This is a genomic window from Pelistega suis (assembly GCF_013133795.1).
Taxonomy (GTDB): Bacteria; Pseudomonadota; Gammaproteobacteria; order Burkholderiales; family Burkholderiaceae_B; genus Taylorella; species Taylorella suis.
In genome coordinates this window covers 113,030-136,807 of sequence record NZ_JABGBN010000002.1, presented here as the reverse complement: position 1 = coordinate 136,807, position 23,778 = coordinate 113,030, and the positions used below count along the sequence as shown (strand labels likewise).

23 protein-coding genes are annotated in these 23,778 nt (G+C 42.3%); 1 reads left to right on the top strand and 22 read right to left on the bottom strand.

The features are described 5' to 3' along the window. Positions 1–150: 150 nt before the first annotated feature. The 14 genes from HKX39_RS03935 to ndk all read right to left on the bottom strand — a co-directional run bounded on the left by HKX39_RS03935 (position 151) and on the right by ndk (position 14,199). On the bottom strand, positions 151–1,317 hold the full coding sequence (locus HKX39_RS03935; protein ID WP_171680015.1) for an ATP phosphoribosyltransferase regulatory subunit: 1,167 nt from the start codon (positions 1,315–1,317) through the stop codon (positions 151–153). A 166-nt stretch (positions 1,318–1,483) separates the two neighbouring features. Further along, positions 1,484–2,350, bottom strand: coding sequence for a protease modulator HflC (gene hflC / locus HKX39_RS03930; RefSeq protein WP_171680014.1), 867 nt, complete (start codon positions 2,348–2,350; stop codon positions 1,484–1,486). 10 nt (positions 2,351–2,360) lie between these two features. Continuing rightward, positions 2,361–3,725 carry an FtsH protease activity modulator HflK gene (hflK, locus tag HKX39_RS03925; protein WP_171680013.1) on the bottom strand — a complete coding sequence of 455 codons (1,365 nt, stop codon included), beginning with the start codon at positions 3,723–3,725 and terminating at the stop codon, positions 2,361–2,363. Then, entirely contained in the window at positions 3,703–4,806 is a 1,104-nt protein-coding gene (gene hflX, locus HKX39_RS03920) for a GTPase HflX (RefSeq protein ID WP_171680012.1), read from the bottom strand. The genes hflK and hflX overlap by 23 nt, the downstream gene beginning before the upstream one ends. An 84-nt stretch (positions 4,807–4,890) precedes the next feature. Then, the gene (gene hfq, locus HKX39_RS03915; protein ID WP_171680011.1) at positions 4,891–5,127 is read right to left on the bottom strand and encodes an RNA chaperone Hfq; all 237 of its coding nucleotides are present in this window, start codon (positions 5,125–5,127) and stop codon (positions 4,891–4,893) included. Positions 5,128–5,215: 88 nt separating this feature from the next. Beyond that, positions 5,216–6,304 carry a histidinol-phosphate transaminase gene (gene hisC / locus HKX39_RS03910; RefSeq protein ID WP_171680010.1) on the bottom strand — a complete coding sequence of 363 codons (1,089 nt, stop codon included), beginning with the start codon at positions 6,302–6,304 and terminating at the stop codon, positions 5,216–5,218. A 2-nt stretch (positions 6,305–6,306) separates the two neighbouring features. Beyond that, positions 6,307–7,743, bottom strand: a complete 1,437-nt coding sequence (der, locus tag HKX39_RS03905; protein WP_171680009.1) for a ribosome biogenesis GTPase Der — start codon at positions 7,741–7,743, stop codon at positions 6,307–6,309. Further along, the gene (gene bamB / locus HKX39_RS03900; RefSeq protein ID WP_171680008.1) at positions 7,740–8,897 is read right to left on the bottom strand and encodes an outer membrane protein assembly factor BamB; all 1,158 of its coding nucleotides are present in this window, start codon (positions 8,895–8,897) and stop codon (positions 7,740–7,742) included. The genes der and bamB overlap by 4 nt, the downstream gene beginning before the upstream one ends. 2 nt (positions 8,898–8,899) lie before the next feature. Then, entirely contained in the window at positions 8,900–9,544 is a 645-nt protein-coding gene (locus tag HKX39_RS03895; RefSeq protein WP_171680007.1) for a YfgM family protein, read from the bottom strand. Between the two features lie 5 nt (positions 9,545–9,549). Further along, positions 9,550–10,836: a histidine--tRNA ligase gene (hisS, locus tag HKX39_RS03890; protein WP_171680006.1), complete on the bottom strand. Its 1,287-nt coding sequence runs from the start codon at positions 10,834–10,836 to the stop codon at positions 9,550–9,552. 39 nt (positions 10,837–10,875) lie between these two features. Further along, complete coding sequence (ispG, locus tag HKX39_RS03885) at positions 10,876–12,144, bottom strand: flavodoxin-dependent (E)-4-hydroxy-3-methylbut-2-enyl-diphosphate synthase (RefSeq protein WP_171680005.1); 1,269 nt, start codon at positions 12,142–12,144, stop codon at positions 10,876–10,878. After that, positions 12,137–12,640 carry a helix-turn-helix domain-containing protein gene (locus tag HKX39_RS03880; RefSeq protein WP_171680004.1) on the bottom strand — a complete coding sequence of 168 codons (504 nt, stop codon included), beginning with the start codon at positions 12,638–12,640 and terminating at the stop codon, positions 12,137–12,139. Before HKX39_RS03880 ends, ispG begins: the two co-directional genes overlap by 8 nt. Beyond that, positions 12,637–13,779 carry a dual-specificity RNA methyltransferase RlmN gene (rlmN, locus tag HKX39_RS03875; protein WP_171680003.1) on the bottom strand — a complete coding sequence of 381 codons (1,143 nt, stop codon included), beginning with the start codon at positions 13,777–13,779 and terminating at the stop codon, positions 12,637–12,639. The genes HKX39_RS03880 and rlmN overlap by 4 nt, the downstream gene beginning before the upstream one ends. Before the next feature lie 12 nt (positions 13,780–13,791). Beyond that, positions 13,792–14,199 (bottom strand): nucleoside-diphosphate kinase, encoded by a 408-nt coding sequence (gene ndk / locus HKX39_RS03870; protein ID WP_171680002.1) that lies wholly within the window; start codon positions 14,197–14,199, stop codon positions 13,792–13,794. Positions 14,200–14,426: 227 nt separating this feature from the next. Here ndk and HKX39_RS03865 point away from each other — a divergent pair, with 227 nt between their 5' ends. Next, entirely contained in the window at positions 14,427–17,270 is a 2,844-nt protein-coding gene (locus HKX39_RS03865) for a valine--tRNA ligase (RefSeq protein WP_171680001.1), read from the top strand. A gap of 130 nt (positions 17,271–17,400) precedes the next feature. Here HKX39_RS03865 and HKX39_RS10730 read toward each other — a convergent pair whose 3' ends face one another. The 8 genes from HKX39_RS10730 to HKX39_RS03830 all read right to left on the bottom strand — a co-directional run bounded on the left by HKX39_RS10730 (position 17,401) and on the right by HKX39_RS03830 (position 23,778). Beyond that, positions 17,401–17,523 (bottom strand): hypothetical protein, encoded by a 123-nt coding sequence (locus HKX39_RS10730; RefSeq protein ID WP_281356437.1) that lies wholly within the window; start codon positions 17,521–17,523, stop codon positions 17,401–17,403. A 31-nt stretch (positions 17,524–17,554) separates the two neighbouring features. Further along, positions 17,555–17,743: a (Na+)-NQR maturation NqrM gene (gene nqrM / locus HKX39_RS03860; RefSeq protein ID WP_171680000.1), complete on the bottom strand. Its 189-nt coding sequence runs from the start codon at positions 17,741–17,743 to the stop codon at positions 17,555–17,557. A 53-nt stretch (positions 17,744–17,796) separates the two neighbouring features. Beyond that, positions 17,797–18,840, bottom strand: a complete 1,044-nt coding sequence (locus HKX39_RS03855; protein WP_171679999.1) for an FAD:protein FMN transferase — start codon at positions 18,838–18,840, stop codon at positions 17,797–17,799. Positions 18,841–19,292: 452 nt separating this feature from the next. Next, the gene (gene nqrF, locus HKX39_RS03850; protein WP_171679998.1) at positions 19,293–20,516 is read right to left on the bottom strand and encodes an NADH:ubiquinone reductase (Na(+)-transporting) subunit F; all 1,224 of its coding nucleotides are present in this window, start codon (positions 20,514–20,516) and stop codon (positions 19,293–19,295) included. Between the two features lie 12 nt (positions 20,517–20,528). Continuing rightward, the gene (gene nqrE, locus HKX39_RS03845) at positions 20,529–21,125 is read right to left on the bottom strand and encodes an NADH:ubiquinone reductase (Na(+)-transporting) subunit E (protein WP_171679997.1); all 597 of its coding nucleotides are present in this window, start codon (positions 21,123–21,125) and stop codon (positions 20,529–20,531) included. Between the two features lie 3 nt (positions 21,126–21,128). Further along, positions 21,129–21,755: an NADH:ubiquinone reductase (Na(+)-transporting) subunit D gene (locus HKX39_RS03840; RefSeq protein WP_171679996.1), complete on the bottom strand. Its 627-nt coding sequence runs from the start codon at positions 21,753–21,755 to the stop codon at positions 21,129–21,131. Then, complete coding sequence (locus HKX39_RS03835) at positions 21,755–22,522, bottom strand: Na(+)-translocating NADH-quinone reductase subunit C (protein WP_216605040.1); 768 nt, start codon at positions 22,520–22,522, stop codon at positions 21,755–21,757. Before HKX39_RS03835 ends, HKX39_RS03840 begins: the two co-directional genes overlap by 1 nt. Further along, positions 22,522–23,778: an NADH:ubiquinone reductase (Na(+)-transporting) subunit B gene (locus tag HKX39_RS03830; RefSeq protein ID WP_171679995.1), complete on the bottom strand. Its 1,257-nt coding sequence runs from the start codon at positions 23,776–23,778 to the stop codon at positions 22,522–22,524. The genes HKX39_RS03835 and HKX39_RS03830 overlap by 1 nt, the downstream gene beginning before the upstream one ends.

Below are 23,778 nucleotides of genomic sequence, written 5' to 3'. Positions count from 1 at the left end.
TATAGACTATTTTTATCTTGCTTAACTATCCCTCGGATATAGAAGCTACAACAAAAACCTTTCTCCGAGAGCGTGCCCTATGTTCTCTCTATGACGTATCTTATTCAGCGCAAATGTGTCTTACTATGTACAACCATGCGCTTTTGTAAACTACTTTTTATCCTTTAAAATCCATGCACCCGCTTCAAAAACAAGTTCTTGTTCAAACACAAACTCATCTACTGCAAATTGGCTATTTGGAAATTCTTGTACCACAATATTGCCCTGTGCTCGCAAGGTTTTAATGTTAGCCGTCAAGGCCTCATCCTTAGACCAAGGTGCACGAATCGCTCTACTTGCTTTAGCGGGGGTCAAGCCTGCTGATAATTTACGCAAATCCAAACTAAATCCTGTCGCAGGTCGTGCACGTCCATAGACTGCGCCTGCATTATCATAACGCCCACCTCGTACCAATGCCTCATGCCAACCGTCCGCATATAATGCAAAAATAACGCCTGAATGATAGGCATACCCTGTGACATCTGCCAAATCAATACTCACCAAATTACTATCGAGTGTTGCGACAATTTCGCCCAGTGCATTTAGACCCGCTGTTACCCCTTCCAAATCTGGCAATACCTGTTTGGCTCGCTCTAACACCTCTACGCCACCGTATAGTTGTGGTAATGCCAATAAGCCTGTTCGAATAGTCGCAGGCAATTCTGGATATTGATTTAACAAACTGCTTAAAGATGCCACATCCTTATCTTTAAGGTAAGTATAAATCGTGTCAATATCATTGGCAAAAGCAGGAAATGCCTCTATCAATGCTCGCGTAATACCAGGGTGATTTAAATCTACTCGCGGATTGACAACACCAGCAACAGATAAACTCTCTAATGCTAGTTCGATCACTTGATAATCCGCCTCTGGACCCGCATAACCATAAATCTCTGCACCAATCTGCATCAGCTCGCGATCTGATAAAAGACCGGCTGGTTTAGCATGCAAGACCGAACCGCAATAACAAAGACGTGTTACACCCTCTCTATTTAATAAGTGTGCATCAATACGTGTAATTTGCGGTGTCATATCCGCACGCACACCCATTGTGCGCCCCGATATTTGATCGACTAATTTACACGTCTGTAAAAATAAAGCATCTTGCTGACCTGCAAATAAAGAGTCTGTGTACTCGACCAATGGTGGTGTCACCATTTCAAAACCATGGGTTCGATACAGGTCAAGTAAACGGCGACGTAACTCCTCGATGCGTCTAGCCTCTGCTGGCAAGATATCCGATAAATAGTCTGGCAATAACCAATTTTGCGCACTCATCTTGAAAGCCCAATAAAAAAACGGTCTATTTGCGTAAGCAAGTAGACCGTATTTACATTTCTTAACTTACACGGCATTATAGCAAAATTTTTATTAATTTAGCGTATTAAGTTTCTCTTTCATATGAAATAAGTCTTAATACTTTTCATGCCATGCTGTTTTATCGTCATTTAGACTCTTTAAAATATTTAAAGAACTCCGATTTTGGATCAACCACTAACAAATCGTTTTTAGAAGAAAAAACGTTTTTGTAAGCATTCATACTGTTGTAGAAACTATAAAAGTCAGGATTGCGACTATAAGCGTCAGCATAAATTTTGGCTGCCTGTGCATCGCCCTCACCTCGAATAGCTTGTGCTTTTGCATTGGCCTCCGCTAACACTTCTTGGACACGACGATCAGCATCTGCACGGATAGTTTCGCTTTCTGCGGCACCATTTGCTCGCAAGCTATTGGCTTCTTGCTTACGCTCTGCTTGCATACGGGTATACACAGAGTCTGAAACTTCTTGTGAGAATTCAATACGTTTTAGACGTACATCCACCACTTGAATACCAAGAGGTTTAGCACGCGATTCAACATTTTGTAAAATCTCCGCCATCACAATGTCACGCTCTTGCGATACAACCGCACGTACTGTACGCGTATTCACGGAAGCGTTTAAGGCATCACGAATTTGCGCATTTAAACGATTTTGCGCTGCTTTTGTATCTGAACCAAATGAGATATAGAACTGACGCGGGTCTTGAATACGCCATTTGATATAAGAATCAATAATCAAATTCTTTTTCTCAGAGGTCTGAATACGCTCAGTATCTCCAGACTCAATCGTCTGTACACGTTTATCCAACATCACGACGTTTTGTAATGGTGAAGGTAATTTAAAGTACAAACCTGGCTCTGTTATGGTGCGCTGCCATTCACCTAGCTTAAACACCAAGGCATAATTGCGCTCACTCACAATAAACAATGTCGATGATGCAAGCCAAGCAATCACCGCTAATAAAATAATACCTAAAGTTGAACGATTCATGCTTTACTCCTTACTGCGCTGGTCGTGTACGACTTAATGCATTACGATCACGCGTCAAATCATTGCTGCGTGATGTGCTCGTATTAGCCGCATTAGTACTCGCTGCACTATTGCTAGGCGCAGAAGTCATTGATGACGGTGTAACTGATGGCGTAGTAGATGTCGCAGGCACTACTGTTTGACTACTTTGCTCAATGATTTTATCAATCGGCAAATACATCATATTATTGCCACCTTGCGTATCCAACATCACTTTTGAGGCATTGCTATATACTTCTTCTAAGGTCGAAATATACATACGCTCACGAGTAATTGCTGGTGCATTAGCATATTCCTTTTCAATGCTCACAAAGCGTTCTGCGGCACCCTTGGCTTGACCAACGATTGCTGCCTTATAACCTTCTGCATCTTGTAGGATACGAGACGCTTGACCACGTGCCTCTGGAATGACCTTGCTCGCATAAGCATGACCTTCATTCTTTTGGCGCTCATTATCTTGGCCCGCTTTAATCGCATCCTCAAATGCCGCTTGTACTTGCTCAGGAGGTTGTACGTTTTGGATAGCCACAGTAATCACCTCGATACCCGTACGATAACGATCAAGAATATTTTGCATTAATTGACGTACATCAATCGCTGCCTGTGTACGACTCTCATATAAAATCTTATTCATTGACTGTTTACCAACAATCTCACGCATTGCCGTTTCTGCAGCTTGGCGTACGGCCTCATCTGGGGAGACGGTTTGGAATAAATAGTCTGCTGCAGCGGATTGACGACCTTGCTCATCTGGCATGCCTGCTTTTAGACGATATTGCACATCAAACTGTACATCAACGATGTTTTCGTCTTCTGTCAGCATTAATGCTTCTGGCAATACCTTATTGCGTGCGCTATCACGATAACCTACCGAAAACGAACGCACTCGTGAAATATCCACAAGCTCCACATTTTGGATAGGTGATGGAATATGCCATTGAAAGCCCGGAGAAACTGTTTTGTGATATTTACCAAACTGGGTAACAACACCAACCTGTCCTTCGCGTACGATATAAAACCCACTAGTGGCCCATACACCTGCTGCAATCACAGCAAGCCCTACCGCACCAAACTTAAACATTTTAGGCGAAGGGCCTTGTCGGCGACCACCGCCTAAAGGCTGATTACCCGGGCGATGATTACCCCCTGAACCACCTCCAAAGACCGACTTCAAGCGCTTAGAAAAATCATCTAATACTTGATCCAAATCAGGAGGATTATCGTTATTTTGTGGGCGCCGCGGGGGGTCTTGATTTTCTGGTTTATGCTGAGGTGATTGATTATTACCACGCCCCCAGCCCGGGTCATTTAGATTAAAAATTTTCGTAAGTCTCAACGTTCGTCATTCCTAAAATCTGAGCTTTTGCCTCTGCCATCGCCAGACGCAAACCCTCTAATCCTGCACGTTCTTGTGCACTAACAAAAACACGAGTTATTCGCCCTAATTCATCTCGATCAATTTTTGGCTCATAACCCACTAAATCAATCTTATTGTAAACGAGAATGGTGGGGATGTCTTGTGCACCAATCTCCTGTAATACTTTATTTACCTCTGAAATTTGCTCATCACGCTGTGGACTTGAAGCATCAATCACATGAAGTAATAAATCCGCATGTACTGTTTCTTCTAATGTCGCTTTAAATGCCGCAATCAATGTCGTCGGTAAGTCACGAATAAACCCTACGGTATCGGATACAGTAATCTGCCCTGCCGTCTCCAACCAAATACGACGTGTGGTGGTATCCAACGTTGCAAAAAGCTGATCGGCTGCATACGCCCCTGCTCGTGTCAGTGCATTAAACAAAGTGGATTTACCTGCATTGGTATACCCCACCAAAGAAACCGATAAGGTATGTGATCGCTCTCGTGAACGACGCTGTGTCGCTCGCTGTTTTTCTACCTTAGCTAAACGCTCTTTAAGCATACGGACTTTGTCACCAATCATCCGCTTGTCCATCTCTAACTGCGACTCACCTGGACCGCGCATACCAATACCACCACGCTGACGCTCCAAGTGTGTCCACATCCGCGTTAGGCGTGTAGTGAGATGCTGTAGTTGAGCTAACTCAACTTGTAGCTTACCCTCATGGCTTTGTGCACGTAAAGCAAAAATATCCAAAATCAACGTCACTCTATCCACTACTCGCAAATTAAAGACACGCTCTAAGTTACGTTGCTGTGCGGGACTTAATGGTTGATCAAATAAGACAATGTCAGGCTGACAGCTTTGGATAAGCAAGGCAACTTCATCGACCTTGCCTGAACCAATAAAAAATTTAGCATCGGGGCGGTCGCGTTTAGCCACAACGGTAGCAAGGATTTCTGCCCCTGCACCCGTTGCTAGCATTTCAAACTCTTGAGCATGAGCTTGATAATCTAGTTTGCCAAAATCAACACTGATAATAATTGCTTTCATAATTGCGACAAACAAAATGCCTGCCCTCCAAAAAGGTGGGTAGGCATTTTGAAAGAATTAAGCGTTTGGAATCAGAAACAAGGATTATTCTTCTGAAGCTACGTCTGGGAAGCTAACTGCACGAGCAGGTACGACCGTAGAAATAGCGTGCTTGTATACCATCTGTGTAACTGTATTACGCAATAACACGACATATTGATCAAAAGATTCAATTTGACCTTGTAGCTTAATACCATTAACTAAGTAAATAGATACTGGTACGTGCTCTTTGCGTAGTGCGTTTAAGAAAGGATCTTGTAAAGACTGTCCTTTAGTGCTCATTGATAAAAGCTCCATATTTTTAATTTTAAAATTCTAAACAAAGATTGTGAGCTTTTCATCAACAACTGCACAATCTTCGTTGGCTTAGTTAAATAATACCCTTAGAAAGGATTTCAGACAAGGCATTTACTAAATTTTCGCAATTTTCTTGTGTCCCAATTGTTACACGTAGATACTGCTCAATCGGTGCTTGTTTAAAATGACGTACTAATAATCTATGTTCACGCAAGGCTGCTGCGATTTTAGCAGCATCATATTGCGGATGACGCATAAAAATAAAATTAGTGCTCGATGGCAACACTTGGAAACCAAGGCGTTTTACTTCCGCCATCAGATACTCTCGCGAATCCATAATCATTTTGCGTGTTTTTTGGAAGTACTCTTCATCTTCAAAGGCGGCAATCGCCCCTGCTTGTGCTACGCGATCAATAGGATATGAATTAAAGCTATTTTTCACACGAACTAATGCTTCCATCAAGCTGGCTTGACCAAAAGCAAAGCCCACACGAATACCAGCTAAAGAGCGTGATTTCGATAAGGTCTGAATCACCACAAGATTAGGATATTTCTTGATTAATGGAATCGCTGTCTCGCCACCAAAATCCACATAGGCTTCGTCCACAACAATCACTATATTGGGCTGTGCTTGCAGTAGTTGCTCAATCTTGTCTAAACCTAATGCCACACTTGTAGGTGCATTGGGATTGGCAAAAATAATCGCTGCCACTTCATCACTAGAGGCCGCCAAATAAGGCGTTAAATCCAAACTAAAATCGTCCGCTAAAGGCACTTCTTTGTAAGGCACACTATATAACTTCGCATATGTGGGATAAAAGCTATAAGTAATATTGGGAAAAAGAATATGTTTGCCAGCATGACGGAATAAACCGTTAAATACGTGAGCCAACGCCTCGTCAGAACCATTCCCCACAAAAACTTGATCTGGAGCAATGTCATAGTACTTCGCCACCGCCTCTCGCACTGGTGTAGCATCCGCTTCTGGATAAAGGGCTAGCCCACCATGAATGGCCTTTTCCATCGCTTGCATCGCTTTTGGCGATGGTTCATAAGGTGACTCATTGCTATTTAATTTAATAAATAGCCCTTCTTTAGGTTGTTCGCCTGGCACGTAAGGTTTTAACTCCCCTACGATATCACTCCAGAATTGATTACTCATAGTTAAGCGTCTTTATAAGGATTATTTGAAGATTTGAATTCAATGCGCATTGGTGTCCCCTCGAGTTTAAACACTCGACGGAAACGTGATTCTAAGTAACGTTTATAAGATTCACTAATCGCATCTAAAGCATTACCATGCACAATCACCAATGGTGGATTCTGCCCACCTTGATGCGCATATCGCATCTTAGGACGGAAAATACCTTTCCGTGGAGGTGGTTGTTGCTCTACGGCGGCACGTAACTCTCGAGTCAGTTTCGGTGTAGAAAGCTTACGGAATGCTGCTGCATGTGCCTCATTCACTGATTTTAATAATGCTTTAACACCATGGCCTTTCAGGGCAGAAATATAATGCAATTTCGCGAAAGATAAAAAGCGCATTTTACGTTCGAACTCACGGATAATCCAATCACGCTTATCCTCATCGAGACCATCCCATTTATTAATTGCCACAACTAAAGCGCGACCACTTTCTAGGATAAAACCTGCAATATGGGCATCCTGCTCAGATATTTCGCTTTGTGCATCTAGAACTAATACCACCACATTACATGCTTCAATCGCTTGCAAGGTTTTAATCACAGAGAATTTCTCAATAGACTCAAACACCTTACCACGTTTACGCAAACCTGCCGTATCAATAATGGTGTATTTTTTATCGCCCTGATCAAAGTCAATTTCAATCGCATCACGTGTTGTACCCGGCATATCAAAGGCAATAACGCGTTGCTCACCTAAAAGTGTATTAATCAAGGTAGATTTACCTACATTAGGACGACCGACAATCGCTAGCTTAATGCGATGCTGAAAATCTTCATCTTCGTCAGCCTCCTCAGCACCTTGTGTATCACCTGCCGCCAACTCAGCTTCTACTGCATCTTCATCAAGCTCTACAAATTCCTCTTCGGTTTCCTCTTCGATAACAGGATTCACCAACGATGCCAATGCTTTTTCAATGAGATCCACCACCCCATCCCCATGTGCTGAGGAAATAGGATTAGGCTCACCTAAACCAAGCTCGTGGAACTCTGCCGTTGCTTGTACTCGATTCATCCCTTCTGCCTTATTCACGGCAAGGATAATCTTAGGACCTGCACGACGTAACATTGCCGCAATTTCGTGATCATGTGCATTGACACCCGCACGGGCATCCACAAGAAAAATCACCACATCAGACTCCGCAATCGCTTGCTCTGTCTGACGCGCCATTTCTTTAAGAATCCCTGTTTTGACGACTGGCTCAAAACCACCTGTATCAATCACTAAAAAAGGATAAGAACCCACGCGCCCCTCACCGTAATGACGATCTCGGGTAAGACCTGAATAGTCTGCCACTAAAGCATTACGTGAACGCGTAAGACGATTAAATAATGTTGATTTACCTACGTTGGGACGACCCACTAAGGCAACAACGGGCTTAAATTGTGTTTTCTTCACTTAGCACCAAATAAAACTAAATCACCGTCACCTGTTTGTGCTACCACACCATTAGGGGTTGCAATTAATGGTGATACCACAGGATCGCTATCACCTAGTGATACACGTCCTAATAAGGTTCCTGAATTAAAATCAAAGAAGTGGGCATAACCCTCATAGTCAGCAACCACAACATAATTATTGAATACGATAGGATTTGTCAATCCACGATTAGCTAACGTTCTATCTGCCCATACGGTTTGACCATTTTGACGAGCAAATAGTGCAACTGTACCGTCAATAGCAGCACTCACAATAGCATTAGGTGTAGCATCTACGCCTACCGCACTAGAAAATGGTTGAGCCCAACTCAATGCAGGTCCTTTTTGGGTAAAGTTATAGCACACTACATTACCTTGATAGCTGGCAAAGCAGGCCTCATTCCCATAAAGAATAGGCTGACCTACCACATCAGTCACGCTATCCAAATCAGTTGGACCTTTAACCGTCGCAGCCAATACTTCCCATAACAAACGACCGTTACTTACATCAAGTGCGACTAAACGTCCTGTTGGTACCGCAGCAAACACAGTACGTGCATCAGCAAATACCATTCTTGAATTAGTTTTTAGAGACATCTCTGGATTGGTGCGAACATAACTCCACAACAATGAACCATCTGTTACATTGAATCCTTGTACACGGAAGTCATCACCTCGAACAATCACAACACCACTACCGATAACAGGTGGTGTCGTAGAAATCGTCGATGTACGGCTAGACCAGCGTGCTTCGCCAGTATTGGCATCTAATACTTGCACTTGACCATCACGTGTGGTGACAGCCACTAAACCCTCACCAACGCCTACACCACCCGCCAGTGCCTTGTCTAATTTAATACGCCACTCAACAGCGCCGGTTGTTGCATTTACACGAACCACTTGACCGTCTGGAGTTGCTGCAAAAATACTCTCTTGAACAAGTACAGGTGTAAAACCATGCCCACTACCACTACCTATAGAGACTGTCCATGTAATATGAGGTTGGACTTGTGCTTGATACTCTGTTAAATCTACGGGTTCATAACGACTATCATTACTCATTAAACCGCAAGCAGATAAAGTTAATGCAGCACCTAATGCTAGGGCAAAACCTTTTAATGCACGAACCTTCATATTTACTCTCCACCTAAAACATTAAGTTTCATTTCCATCAAACGTACAAATGTTGGATCAAGATTTTTCTCATTTAATGCAGACTTCCATGCCTGGATAGCTTCCTGCTTCTGACCTTTCGCTAATAAAATATCGGCTTGACGATCCAAAAAGAGTGCCTTGAAATCACCTGTCGGGTTTGCTACCTGTGCAAGCGCCTCATCAAATTTATTTTGATCCATCAGAATAGCCGCTAATTGTAATTGCGCCACTGGCACTAATTCTGTTTCTTTGCTATCACTAATAATCCATTGAACGGCTTGCTGTGCAGCGGCTAAGTCTTTTTTCTCAACAAAATACTTTGACGCTACCAAGCTCGCACGTGCAGGATACGCCGTACCCACATAATCTTTTTGTAGCACTGACAATGCTTCTTGGATACGTGCCTTATCGTTAGCATCAGGTCGTGCATTTTTAACCGCCATATTAATGGTATCGTAATAACCTAGCGCTTGTTCTGAACGATAGTTCTTATACATACCCCACGCAAAGTAAGCAATAATTGCGAGCAATACTACTGTCAATAGAGCAGTCACAAGACTACCAAAACGTGCCCACCACGCTTTTAGCTGCTCAATCTTTTCCTGTTCTTCTAAATCAAAAGCCATAATGCTTATATCCTTTTTTGTAATTCTTCTACGAGAGAAGTTTGACTAATCGTTACTTGTTCTGACATCATACCATTATCTGCTAAACGTAATGGTTTGATACTCACTGTATTGGTTTCTATTTCAGACTCACCCAGAATCAGCGCAACCTTTGCTCCACTGAAGTCAGCACGCTTAAACTGCGCTTTAAATGAAGCCGCACCGGCATGAACCAGCACACGCCACCCCTTATCGCGACATGTTTCAGCTAGACGTAAGGCTCGACGACTGGCTGCCTCACCCTGATGAATCACATAAATATCTGTCTCACTAGGCGCTTGTACCGTCTCTGCTTGTTCCATCAACGCAAGCAGTCGCTCTAAACCAATAGCAAAACCTACCGCAGGTGTCGCTTTACCGCCTAATAACTCACAAAGACCGTCATAACGACCACCACCACATACGGTCGCTTGCGCACCTAGACTACCCGTTACCCATTCAAATACGGTTAAGTTGTAATAATCTAAACCACGCACCAAACGAGGATTAATCGTATACGCAATACCAGCCTCTTCTAGACGTGTACAAATTTCTTGGAAATGCGCTTTTGACTCCTCACCTAAGAAGTCAAATAATTTAGGCGCATTATTTGCCATCTCTTGCATGGCGGGGTTTTTAGTATCCAAGACACGTAAAGGATTGCTATACATACGACGTTTACCGTCTTCATCTAATATATCAATATTCGCCTCAAGATGCTTAATCAACGCCTCTCTGTGAGCTTTACGTTCTTCTGTTTGACCCAATGAATTGAGTTCAAGATGAATATCTTTAAGTCCTAATAATTTCCAAAGTCGAGCCAGCATAATGATTTGCTCTGCATCAATATCAGGACCATTAAAGCCTAATGCCTCGATAGAAACTTGGTGAAACTGACGATAACGTCCCTTTTGTGGACGCTCATGACGGAACACCTGCCCCATAGAAAATAAGCGCTGAGGACGATCATAAGTAATATTATGCTCAATCGCAGCGCGCACAATCCCTGCGGTAAACTCTGGTCGCATCGTCAGCTGATCTGAGTCCTCTGACATACGGAAAGTGTACATCTCTTTTTCAACAATATCCGTCACTTCACCGATACCACGTGCAAATAGACGTGTTTGCTCTAAAATCGGCGTACGCACATTGAGATAACCATATTGTGCTAACCACATTTTAAGAATGCTTTCTAAGCGTTCCCACTGCCAACTCTCATTGGGCAAAATATCGTTCATGCCACGAATGGCAGTAACTTTTTCAAATTTTGTCATAGTCTTATGTTATATCCTGTGTTTTCACACTGATGTAGATTATTTTACGGCGTAACGACGTTGTACATAATCTAATACAATTTTTTGGAATTCTTCTGCAATGGTTTCGCCTTTTAGTGTCACGGTACGCTGACCGTCAATAAAAACTGGCGCAGAAGGAACCTCTCCTGTTCCAGGCAAACTAATGCCAATATCCGCATGCTGACTTTCTCCTGGGCCATTAACCACACACCCCATTACGGCAACATTCATCGTTTCTACGCCAGGATATTGAGTCCGCCATACAGGCATTTGATTACGTAAAAAGGTTTGAATACTATCGGCTAATTCTTGGAAAAAAGTACTACTTGTACGACCACATCCGGGGCAAGCCACCACCATCGGCGTAAAGGCTCGCAAACCCATTGTTTGTAGAATTTCTTGGGCAACAATCACTTCTTTGCGACGATCTCCACCCGGCTCAGGTGTCAAAGAAATGCGAATCGTATCACCGATTCCTTCTTGTAATAGTACAGATAAGGCTGCCGTTGATGCCACAATCCCCTTACTACCCATCCCTGCTTCAGTCAAACCTAGATGTAAAGGATAATCACAACGACTAGAAAGATTGCGATACACGGAAATTAAATCCTGCACATGGCTTACTTTGCACGATAGAACAATCTTGTCTCCAGCTAAACCTAAGGCCTCTGCTCTCTGAGCATTACTAATCGCCGAAATAACCAAAGCCTCCCGCATTACGGCCTGTGCTGTCCATGGAGTGCTACGTGCATTGTTCTCATCCATCATACGCGCCATAAGGTCTTGATCTAAGCTCCCCCAATTCACGCCAATGCGCACGGCTTTATTGTATTTGGCCGCCACTTCAATCATCTGCGCAAAATTATCATCACGTTTTTTGCCGCCACCCATATTGCCAGGATTAATACGGTATTTTGATAAGGCTTGCGCACACTCTGGAAAACTTGTCAGCAACTTATGACCGTTATAGTGAAAATCACCCACTAAAGGTACGCTCACACCCATTTTATCAAGCTGCTCGCGAATTTTAGGTACTTCTGCTGCGGCCTCTGGTGTATTTACCGTGATGCGCACTAATTCAGAGCCAGCCAATGCTAAATCCTTAACTTGAATAGCCGTAGCAATAGCATCTGCGGTATCGGTATTGGTCATCGATTGCACAACCACTGGTGCCCCACCACCAACACGAACATGTTTATCGCCCCAACTAATGAGCGCAGCGCGCGTCAATCGACGACTATCTGGGCCTACCGCATAAGGTTGAGCTGCACAAGCAATATCAGACATTATTACCAAACCACTTTTTAATAAATTCAATATCGTCTAGGCTAAACATACCTTGTGAAAAGGCGATATAACCCACAATACCCAACACCACAATAATTAATAAAATCCATAACCATGTCCCACTGCTGCTATTAGCAATACGTTCATTTAATTGCTCATTGACTTTATGATCGATGCTGGATTTTAAGTTTTTATTAGGTTGCGGTGTCACATTGCCAGTCGCTTTAGCCAACTTATCTAAAGCGATATTTTCATCGACACCAACGGCTGTTGCATATTTTTTAATAATGCTACGCAACACAAAACCTGAAGGCAATTTACTCCATTGTTGCTCTTCGACAGCACGTAATTGACTAACATGATACTTCGTGATGTCGCTTACCTGTTGCAAGGTCATATTTTGCGCTAAACGTGCTGTCGCCAAATAGCCACCCAATGTATCAGCATCAGGTGCATTAGCAGAAGCTTTTGTTAAATCTGGCGTATCTAGACTCACGGTTTAATCTCCTGAATAGGGATAGTTTTTTGCATTTGCATACGTGCACTAATCTTAGTGCGATCCTTAACCTCGCCGGCAAGCTGACCACAAGCCGCATCAATATCATCCCCTCGAGTCTTACGAACAGTCGTCACCACACCTGCGTCCATCAAAATCTGTGCAAACTGTTTGACACGTGCATTGCTTGAACGCTTCAGCCCTGACTCAGGGAATGGATTAAAAGGAATCAAATTAATTTTGCAACGCACTTGTTTGGTGATTTCAATCAACTCAAGTGCATGTTTATCCGTATCATTGACGTCCTCAAGCATAATATACTCAAACGTAATAAAGTCACGAGGTGCATACTCAAGATAACGGTTACAGGCAGCAATTAATTCTGCCAGTGGATATTTTTTATTTAAAGGAATCAAACGATCGCGCAAATCGTCATTGGGCGCATGTAAAGACACCGCCAATGCCACAGGACAATCTTGTGCTAATCGATCCATCATGGGTACCACACCAGAGGTTGATACCGTCACTCGACGACGTGATAAACCATAGGCGTTATCATCCAACATAAGTTTGAGGGCTGGAACAACTTGGTCATAATTTAATAAGGGCTCGCCCATCCCCATCATCACCACATTACTGATAATGCGGTCATTTTCATTTAGTTCTGCATTTAAACGTGCAGCACCTTGATCAGATAAAATATCGGCACGTGCATGCCATAACTGACCAATAATCTCAGCCGTTGTGAGATTACGATTAAAGCCTTGATGACCTGTCGAACAAAATCGGCAAGCTACCGTACACCCCGCCTGACTTGAAATACATAAAGTACCTCGATCGTCTTCAGGAATAAAGACCGTTTCAATCGCATTGTGGTTACCCACATCAAAAAGCCATTTACGCGTGCCATCAGAAGACACTTTCTTGGTAATCACCGGCGGTGTACTAATCGCACAACAACTTTCCAATTGCGCACGAAAATCCTTTGCCAGATCGGTCATCTGGTCAAAACTACTCGCACCACGCTGATGAACCCAACGGGCTAACTGTTTGGCTCGGAATGGCTTGTGCCCCCACTCAGCAACTTGCTGTGCGAGGGCATCACTATCTAAGCCCAATAAATTGAGGCGTTCAGTCATTCTAAGGTTCGATTATTTACCAAAGAAGTAAGCGATTTCAACAGCCGCTGTTTCTGGTGCATCAGAACCGTGAACAGCATTTGCATCGATGCTTTCTGCGAAGTCAGCACGGATTGTACCTGGTGCCGCTTTCTTAGGATCAGTCGCACCCATTAATTCACGGTTTTTAGCGATAGCATTTTCACCTTCTAGTACTTGTACAAATACAGGGCCAGAAATCATGAAGTTTACTAAGTCGTTAAAGAAAGGACGCTCTTTGTGAACTGCGTAGAAGCCTTCTGCTTCTGCACGTGTTAATTGTTTTAATGTTGCGTTAACTACTTTCAAACCTGCTTTTTCAAAGCGAGTGATGATTTCACCGATAACATTTTTAGCAACTGCGTCTGGTTTAATGATAGATAATGTACGTTCGATAGCCATTTAAAACTCCTGTTAATAAAATGATTAAAAAGCAAGAAATACCTTGCCCAAAATAATCTCGCATTTTAACATATTAGGATTTTACTTGCGCAGAAATATTGCCTTATTCTGCAGTCAAATGACACTTAATAGCGCAAATTCCTTTAAAATAGTGTTTTTATCAGAATGCCGATCTTTCATTCTTTGAAATCGTACATTTTTCATACATAACTACTGTATTCATCTCTATGTCAACAGAATCACAAGATAACTCGCAATTAGCCAAGAATTTTGAACCTAAAGCCCTTGAAGCTTATTGGTATAATCAATGGGAATCTCTCTCTGCCTTTAAAGCAGGACAACATGTGCAAACTGACTCCCCGCTTTCAGGTACCCCCTATATCATTCAATTCCCTCCTCCAAATGTGACAGGCACCTTGCATATGGGTCACGCTTTTAACCAGACCATTATGGATGGGTTAATTCGTTATCATCGTATGAACGGTTGTGATACGGTTTTCGTTCCGGGTGCTGACCATGCGGGTATTGCGACACAAATTGTTGTAGAGCGTCAATTAGATGCACAAAATATCTCTCGCCATGACTTAGGTCGTGAGAAATTCCTCGAAAAAGTGTGGGAATGGAAAGAACTTTCTGGTGGTACGATTCACTCACAAGTGCGTCGTCTTGGTAGTTCAGCTGACTGGGCTCGTGAATACTTCACGATGGATGAGCAAATGTCAGCTGGTGTGATTGAAACCTTTGTTCGTCTTTATGAACAAGGTCTTATCTACCGCGGTAAACGTCTTGTAAACTGGGATCCTGTATTAGGTACCGCTGTTTCAGACCTCGAGGTAGAAAGCGTCGAAGAAGACGGTTCTTTATGGCATATCCGTTATCCCCTCGTTGAACCTAGCGGAGAACTGACACATCTTATTGTAGCGACAACACGCCCAGAAACTATGCTAGGTGACGTTGCTGTTATGGTTCACCCAGAAGACGAACGTTACAAACATCTGATTGGCAAAAAAGTTAAGCTTCCTCTTGTCAATCGCGAGCTACCTATTATTGCTGATGACTATGTCGATTTAGAGTTTGGTACAGGTGTGGTTAAAGTAACGCCAGCGCATGACTTTAACGATTATCAAGTCGGTCAACGCCATGGACTAGCGCTTATTAATATCCTAACACTTGATGCAAAGATTAATGATGCAGCGCCAACTCAATATCAAGGCTTAGACCGTTTTGACGCTCGCAAGCAAATTGTTGCTGATTTAGAAGCTCAAGGCTATCTAGAAAAGGTTGAGCCCCATAAGCTTAAAGTCCCTCGTGGTGATCGCACAAAGACAGTTATTGAACCATTGCTTACTGACCAATGGTTCGTGGCAATGAGCAAACCCGCCCCAGAGGGTACATATAACCCGGGCAAAAGCATCACAGAGATGGCGCTCGAAGTGGTACGTGACGGTCGTGTCAGCTTCTACCCAGAAAACTGGACTAACACCTACAATCAGTGGTTAGATAATATCCAAGACTGGTGTATTTCTCGTCAATTATGGTGGGGACATCAAATTCCTGCATGGTTCAGTGAGGACGGTCAAATCTTTGTGGCTCGCAACGAAGAAGAAGCTTATACAAAAGCTGCTGCTGCCGGTATTACAGGTCAACTACGTCGCGATGAAGATGTGCTTGATACATGGTTCTCTTCTGCACTTGTGCCATTTACCACCATGGGCTGGCCTGCGGTGACACCTGACTACCAACGCTATATGCCATCCAATGTCCTTGTAACAGGTTTTGACATTATCTTCTTCTGGGTGGCTCGCATGATTATGATGAGCATGCACCTCACAGGACAAGTCCCCTTCAAAGTAGTGTATGTACATGGTCTGATTCTAGATGCTCAAGGTCAAAAAATGAGTAAATCTAAAGGCAATACATTAGACCCTGTGGATCTCATTGACGGTATTGATTTGGAGTCTCTGGTAGCTAAACGCACACAAGGCTTAATGAACCCCAAACAAGCAGCTAAGATTGAAAAAGATACGCGCAAAGAATTCCCTGAAGGCATCAATAGTTACGGTGCAGATGCACTGCGCTTTACCATGGCGGCCTATGCGACATTAGGACGCAATATGAACTTTGACCTCAAACGTTGTGAGGGCTATCGTAACTTCTGCAACAAGTTATGGAATGCTACTCGCTTTGTGATGATGAATGTCGAAGGGCATGATTTAAAAACAGGTGTCGCTGAACTCTCTTTCGTTGATCAGTGGATGATTAGTCAATACGAACGTTTTGTGGCTGAAGTTCACAAAGGCTTCCAAGAGTATCGTTTTGATATGATTGCTAATACAATTTACCGTTTTGCTTGGGATGAATATTGCGACTGGTATGTCGAACTCGCCAAAGTACAACTACAAAACGGCACGCCAGCACAGCAACTTGGCACTCGTCGTACCTTAATCAATATTCTTGAGGGCATCCTACGTATCGCTCACCCTATTATTCCATTTATTACGGAAGAATTATGGCAAAAAGTATCGGTACTCGCAGGTAAACGCGACCCTAATGTGGAAGGTGTATTGCTAAGCAATCAAGCTTATCCTCTTTTCCAAGAAAACTGGATTAATGAAGCGGCAGAAAATGATGTTGCCTTGCTCAAACAAAGTATTGAGGCTATCCGTGCTTTACGCGGTGAAATGAATATTTCCCCAGCAGAGAAAGTCGGTATCTATATGGTCGGCGCATCAGATTTAATTGAGCAACAAAAACCTTATATTATGGCATTAGGCAAAATCAATGATGTTCAATTTGTTGAAAAACTCCCTGAACTCGGTGCACCAAGCCAAATCATTGGTCATTGTGAATTGATGCTAAACGTGAAGATTGATGTGGTAGCCGAAACCGCTCGTCTTAACAAAGAAATCACTCGTCTAGAGAATGAAATCGCTAAAGCTAGCGGTAAACTCAATAATGAGAACTTTGTTCAACGTGCGCCAGCAGCTGTCATTGAGCAAGAGAAACAACGTCTGGCTGATTTCTCTGCCTTGCTTGATAAGGTCAAAGATCAGTTAAGTAAGTTGAAATAAGCAATACCTTAATGCATAAAAAAGACCAATTTATCTCACGGTAAATTGGTCTTTTCATTTTATCTTCTGTTTGCCGTAAAGTATCCTCCGTTTTAAATAGGGGGAGAAAGCAGCAAAAGATAAATTATTGTTACTTCATCATACGGACAGTGCTGAGCGTCATCTTACAAGTATTATCTTTCTGCTCATCCGTACCTATTTGTTTGAGTTGTTCTTCCATTTGTTGACGAGTAGGTAAACCATTAAAACCCATCTTCTTTAAAAATACAAATATAAAATTTTCTTTATGTTTTTTGAGCCATCATCGCTTTACGACGATCACAAGGATTTTCGCAATCACAAACTTTTTCCATACCCAGCGCAGAAATACCGCCACAGCTTCCTTTAATCTCTTTACGTTTAAAAATATAACCCACTGCCATCGCTAGGATAACCACCAGAAAAAAACCAAAAGTAATGAGAAAGATTTCCATAGTATGCTACATCTTTGTATGAATTAAACGTTCTAATGCATAGACTTAACTTGTTAGTTTAACAAATTTTGAAAGGCTGATGACATTTTTGTTGTAAAACCGTCGGCTGTTTTTATAATTAAAAATACAGCCAATCCCTCTCTTTCTGCGGTAGCAAGCGCCTCTTGCTCACCCAGAACAAATAAACCCGTAGATAAACCATCTGCCGTCATTGCACTTGGATGAATCACCGTAATCGAGGCTAATTGGTGGTTAATAGGCTCAAACGTCTTAGGATTAATGATATGCGATAAACGCTGCCCTGTTTCATCTGTATGAAAATTACGGTAATCTCCTGAGGTTGCCATCGCCAAATTATGCAAAGGTACAACCATCTGCATTGCCTGTTTTTGAACAACTGAGGGTTGCTCAATACCTACTCTCCAAACTTGTTTTGCTGCATTAGCTCCTTTGGCTCGCAACTCACCACCAATTTCAACCAAATAGTTGTTTACACCTATTTGTTCTAAATAGTCAGCAATTTTATCAACACCAAATCCTTTGGCAATAGAGGATAAATCAATATACACACCTTTTCTTGTTTTACTTAACTGATAAGGTTCGCCATTTTTATGCGGTGCTTGTAATGTAATTTTATCAATACCCACAATTTCTCGAACATCATCAAGCTGTGCAGCTGTGGGGCGCTTTTGAATAGTTTTATCTGGACCAAATCCCCACATATTGACTAAAGGACCTACCGTCACATCCAACGCACCATGTGTCACTTTATGTAAGCGTATTGCTTCTGCCACTACCCTAGCAAAATCATCCGAAATGGGCATTGTCATTGGCAACTTATCCAAGTGATTAAACCGACTGATTTCGGAGTCTGGCATATACGTCGACATTTGACGATTGACTTCTTTTAATAGATTATCTAACTGCACTTTCACATCAGCAGGTGGTGGTAAGGTTTTATCTGCTGCAGATAGATATTTAACGGTATAAGTCGTACCCATCGTATGTCCAGAAATACTTACTTGCTCAATATCTTCCGAGCAGGCAGTAAGTAAAAAAGTCAAAAAAAGACAGAATGCAGTAAAAAGTTTTTTCATGATAAATTCAATGACTAAGGTGGTTGAGATTATACTCTTAGTCATTACAGTCGTCTAATAGGATATCTTGATAAAGCCTCCTTATGCTTCATTTGCATAAAAAAATAGACAGGTCATTACTTCCCTGTCTATTCTGCGCAAAATAGTCCTCAATGGACTGTTTTTGGTCTAGATTGTCCCCACTTCGTCGCAAAGCTCCTCTGGTAAATCCTGCGCAAAACAGTCCTCAATGGACTGTTTTTGGTCTGGATTGTCCCCACTTCGTCGCAAAGCTCCTCTGGTAAATCCTGCACAAAACAGTCCTCAATGGACTGTTTTTGGTCTGGATTTACCCACCGAAGTCGTCTAATATTTTGATAATCCTCATAAAATCTTCGATTTTTATATAAGCTCTCCTTGCTCGCTTATATCTCACCAGACTAGCTGGTGAGGAGGCTTACCTAAACATTTTATTAGCCGCCGAAGTCGTCTAATAAAATGTTTTCATCTTCAACGCCGAGGTCTTTGAGCATTTTAATGACTGATGCATTCATAATTGGAGGTCCGCACATATAGAACTCACAATCTTCTGGTGCTTCATGATTTTTGAGGTAGTTTTCATAAAGCACGTTATGAATAAAGCCTGTATAGCCATCCCAATCGTCACCGGGTTGTGGATCTGAAAGTGCTACATGCCATTTGAAATTCTCATTCTCTGCTTGTAAAGTATCAAAGTCCTCAACGTAGAACATCTCACGTTTTGAACGAGCACCATACCAGAACGTGATTTTACGTTTTGACTTCAAGCGTTTTAATTGGTCAAAGATATGCGAACGCATTGGAGCCATACCTGCACCACCACCGATAAATACCATCTCCGCATCCGTATCCTTGGCAAAGAACTCACCAAATGGTCCTGAAATAGTGACTTTATCACCTGGTTTTAATGACCAAATATACGATGACATCTGACCTGGTGCAACATCAGGGTTATTGGGTGGTGGGCATGCAATACGCACATTAAGCATAATAATGCCTTTTTCTTCTGGATAAGAGGCCATAGAATACGCGCGTACAATCGGCTCATCCACTTTAGACACATAGCGCCATAAATTAAACTTATCCCAATCCTCATGATACTCTTGAGGAATATCAAAATCTTTATAGGCTACAGTATGAGGTCCTGCCTCAATTTGAATATAACCACCTGCACGGAAAGGGACTTCTTCGCCCTCGGGGATAGCTAGTTTCAACTCTTTAATAAAGGTCGCTTTATTATCATTAGAGATAACTGTACATTCCCATTTTTTCACGCCAAACACGTCCTCGGGCAATTCCACTTGCATATCGCCTTTGACGTTAACTTGACAAGATAAACGGCAACCTTCTTTTGCTTCACGTTTATTAATATGTGATAGTTCTGTCGGTAAAATATCGCCACCACCACTTTTCACAATAACGCGACATTGTCCGCAAGAGCCACCACCACCACAAGCAGATGACACAAAGATACCCTTACTAGCTAATGCACCTAATAATTTACCGCCAGCTGGTAAGGTAATTGATTTTTCTGGGTCATTATTGATATCAATCGTGATATCACCGCTATTCACTAGTTTTGATTTGGCCAAAAGGATGATTAAGGCAAGTACCAAAATCACCGCTGTAAACATAACGATACCTAAGGTAATTTCCATTCGATACCCTCCTTATAGCTGAATACCAGAAAATGACATAAACCCTAATGCCATCAAGCCACCGCTGATAAAGGTAATACCTAAACCACGTAAACCCTTTGGTACATCAGCATATTTCATTTTCTCTGTGATACCTGCTAATGCTACAATCGCTAGCATCCAGCCAAGACCCGCTCCAGTACCATATACCACTGATTCAGCAAAATTATAATCTCGCTGAACCATAAACGATACGCCACCAAAAATTGCACAGTTCACCGCAATGAGAGGCAAGAAAATACCTAATGCGTTATAAAGCGCAGGGAAATATTTATCCAAAATCATCTCAAGAATTTGAACAATAGCCGCAATAACGCCGATGAAGGTAATGAATTTTAAGAAAGTTAAATCCACTCCCTCAACAATGGCTCCATCTTTAAGTACCAACGAAAATACTAATTGGTTAACAGGGACAGAAATAGCTAATACAACCGTGACTGCAACACCTAAACCAAAAGCGGTAGATACTTTTTTAGAGACGGCTAAGAACGTACACATCCCTAAGAAGAATGACAGTGCCATATTCTCAATAAATATGGACTTTACGAAAATCGCAATATAGTGTTCCATCGTTTACTTCTCCGCCTGCTCTGGTCTTAAAGTACGCAGACCCCAGATGATAAAACCAATAATAAAGAAAGCACTTGGTGCAAGTAGGAATAAACCATTTGCTTGATACCAACCACCGTCTTGAATAGTTTGGAAAATAGTGATACCAAACAATTTACCTGAACCAATCAGTTCACGAATAAAGGCAACAATAACTAAAATAACACCATAGCCCATACCGTTGCCAAGACCATCTACAAAGCTCGCTACTGGAGGTTCTTTCATCGCAAAGGCTTCAGCACGTCCCATCACAATACAGTTAGTAATAATCAAGCCAACGAATACTGATAATTGCTTAGAAAGTTCATACGCATAAGCTTGCAAAATCTGATCAACGAGTGTCACCAATGAGGCAATAATCGCCATCTGTACGATAATGCGAATACTATTTGGAATATAGTTACGAATCGCCGAGATAAAGAAACTCGAAAACGCCGTCACTAAACTAACTGAAATCGCCATTACCACCGCTGTTTCAAGCTTTGTTGTCACAGCCAATGCCGAACAAATACCAAGGATTTGTAATGCAATGGGGTTATTCGAAATAACGGGTGAGAGTAATAACTCTTTTAAACGTTTTGTATCCGCCATTATTGTGCTCCTGCCTTAATCTTTGCTAAGTATGGGCCAAAACCATTTTGACTAAACCAATAGTTAAATGAACCTTGAACACCTTTTGTGGTCATTGTTGCGCCTGATAGCCCATCAACACCGTGAGTGGCGTCTGCTGAAGCGCCCTTACCCACACGAATCGCCACATTGCCTTGTTCATTGTAAAGTTTCTTGCCTACAAAGCCTTTTTGCCATAATGGATTAGCAATCTCACCACCTAAGCCAGCCGTTTCGCCTTGATCGTAATAGGTGATGCCATTAATCGTATTACCGTCAGGTTGCACAGCAACAAAACCATACATGACTGACCAAAGACCTGTTCCATGCATAGGCAAAACGATTTGAGAGACTTTGCCCTCATTATCTTTGACTAAATATACCTCAGCGTATTTTGCACGACGTTTTAGTCCAGCAAAGTCTTCTTCTGGATTAATTTCGATACTTTGTGTGGGATCTTTAGCCGCCACTCGCATATCAAAGTTACTTACCCCTTCGACATAGTCGCCCGTCGCTAAATCCACAATTCGTGACTCAATACGTTCACCGTACACTTTACGAATATCCGTGTTCTTTTCTAAAAGTCCAGCAACACTTAAGATATTCTTTTGTTTGTCCAATGCTTTTTGCTCGTTTTGTGTTGGCTTCAAACCCACCGCAGCACCAGCCACGATTACTGAACAGACCAAGCTAACCGCTAAAACGACAGCAACTGTACCACCAAAACTGTCTTTATTAAATTTTGCCATTATGCACTCTCCTGCTCAGCATTATCGCCATTACGTGCTTTACGACGTTTAATATTAGCCTTAACCACCAAGAAGTCAAAAATCGGCGCAAATAAATTAGCAAATAAAATCGCTAACATCATCCCTTCTGGGTATGCTGGATTGACGACTCGGATAAGTACACACATCACACCAATCAAAATACCGTACCACCATTTACCTTTATTAGTAAATGAAGCCGATACTGGATCGGTTGCCATAAAAATCATACCAATCGCAAAGCCACCCACAACAAGGTGCCAATACCAAGGCATAGAGAACATCTGATTCGTCTCTGAACCAATGGTATTAAATAGTAATGATGTCGCCACCATACCCATCATAACACCGGCAATAATACGCCAAGAAGCAATGCGGGTAAAGACGATAAAACAACCACCAATAATTAAGGCAAGTGTTGATACTTCACCCACTGAACCCGGCATATTTCCTAAGAAAGCATCCATCCATGTAATGCTCTCACCGGTAACGGTATGTGTTAATGCCCCTGCGCCGCCTGAAGCCCATTGTGATAAAGCTGTTGCTCCCGAAAAACCATCAACGGCGATCCAAACAGAATCACCAGAAATATTGGCTGGATAAGCAAAGAATAAAAATGCACGTCCTGCTAAGGCAGGGTTCATAAAGTTCTTACCCACACCACCAAACATCTCTTTGGCGACAACAACACCAAAGGTAATTCCTAAGGCTGCTTGCCATAGCGGTAAAGTAGGAGGCACAATCAGGGCAAATAAAATTGAGGTGACAAAGAAACCCTCATTCACTTCATGTTTGCGAACACTCGCAAATAGGATCTCCCAAAAGCCACCTACAATAAATACCACCGCATAAATCGGTAGGAAAAATACCGCACCTAGTGCAAATTTACTCATCACACCAGCAGTAGCAGATAAATCAATCCCCAAACTCGCTGCTAAAGCATAATGCCAATCAGAAGCGATATTTTGGTCTAATAAGCCCAAATGATTTACCGCTAAAATTGCTTGCGCACCCGCGTTGTACATACCATAGAACATAGCGGGAAATAGCGATAGCCAAACTAAAATCATCATACGCTTAGAGTCTAAAGCATCGCGTACATGTAAAAACTTACGAGTCACATTACCTTGGGTATAAAGTGCTGTCGCAATGGCTTCATACAAGGCATACCATTTTTCATGTTTGCCGCCCGGTAAGAAATTAGGCTCGATTTTTTCTAAAAAATTCTTTAAACCCAT

Coding starts and splice junctions, on each gene's coding strand:
- HKX39_RS03935 (WP_171680015.1), bottom strand. CDS start 1,317: ATGAGTGCGCAAAATTGGTTATTGCCAGACTATTTATCGGATATCTTG.
- hflC (WP_171680014.1), bottom strand. CDS start 2,350: ATGAATCGTTCAACTTTAGGTATTATTTTATTAGCGGTGATTGCTTGG.
- hflX (WP_171680012.1), bottom strand. CDS start 4,806: ATGAAAGCAATTATTATCAGTGTTGATTTTGGCAAACTAGATTATCAA.
- hfq (WP_171680011.1), bottom strand. CDS start 5,127: ATGAGCACTAAAGGACAGTCTTTACAAGATCCTTTCTTAAACGCACTA.
- hisC (WP_171680010.1), bottom strand. CDS start 6,304: ATGAGTAATCAATTCTGGAGTGATATCGTAGGGGAGTTAAAACCTTAC.
- bamB (WP_171680008.1), bottom strand. CDS start 8,897: ATGAAGGTTCGTGCATTAAAAGGTTTTGCCCTAGCATTAGGTGCTGCA.
- HKX39_RS03895 (WP_171680007.1), bottom strand. CDS start 9,544: ATGGCTTTTGATTTAGAAGAACAGGAAAAGATTGAGCAGCTAAAAGCG.
- hisS (WP_171680006.1), bottom strand. CDS start 10,836: ATGACAAAATTTGAAAAAGTTACTGCCATTCGTGGCATGAACGATATT.
- ispG (WP_171680005.1), bottom strand. CDS start 12,144: ATGTCTGATATTGCTTGTGCAGCTCAACCTTATGCGGTAGGCCCAGAT.
- rlmN (WP_171680003.1), bottom strand. CDS start 13,779: ATGACTGAACGCCTCAATTTATTGGGCTTAGATAGTGATGCCCTCGCA.
- ndk (WP_171680002.1), bottom strand. CDS start 14,199: ATGGCTATCGAACGTACATTATCTATCATTAAACCAGACGCAGTTGCT.
- HKX39_RS03865 (WP_171680001.1), top strand. CDS start 14,427: ATGTCAACAGAATCACAAGATAACTCGCAATTAGCCAAGAATTTTGAA.
- HKX39_RS10730 (WP_281356437.1), bottom strand. CDS start 17,523: ATGGGTTTTAATGGTTTACCTACTCGTCAACAAATGGAAGAACAACTC.
- nqrM (WP_171680000.1), bottom strand. CDS start 17,743: ATGGAAATCTTTCTCATTACTTTTGGTTTTTTTCTGGTGGTTATCCTA.
- HKX39_RS03855 (WP_171679999.1), bottom strand. CDS start 18,840: ATGAAAAAACTTTTTACTGCATTCTGTCTTTTTTTGACTTTTTTACTT.
- nqrF (WP_171679998.1), bottom strand. CDS start 20,516: ATGGAAATTACCTTAGGTATCGTTATGTTTACAGCGGTGATTTTGGTA.
- nqrE (WP_171679997.1), bottom strand. CDS start 21,125: ATGGAACACTATATTGCGATTTTCGTAAAGTCCATATTTATTGAGAAT.
- HKX39_RS03840 (WP_171679996.1), bottom strand. CDS start 21,755: ATGGCGGATACAAAACGTTTAAAAGAGTTATTACTCTCACCCGTTATT.
- HKX39_RS03835 (WP_216605040.1), bottom strand. CDS start 22,522: ATGGCAAAATTTAATAAAGACAGTTTTGGTGGTACAGTTGCTGTCGTT.
- HKX39_RS03830 (WP_171679995.1), bottom strand. CDS start 23,778: ATGGGTTTAAAGAATTTTTTAGAAAAAATCGAGCCTAATTTCTTACCG.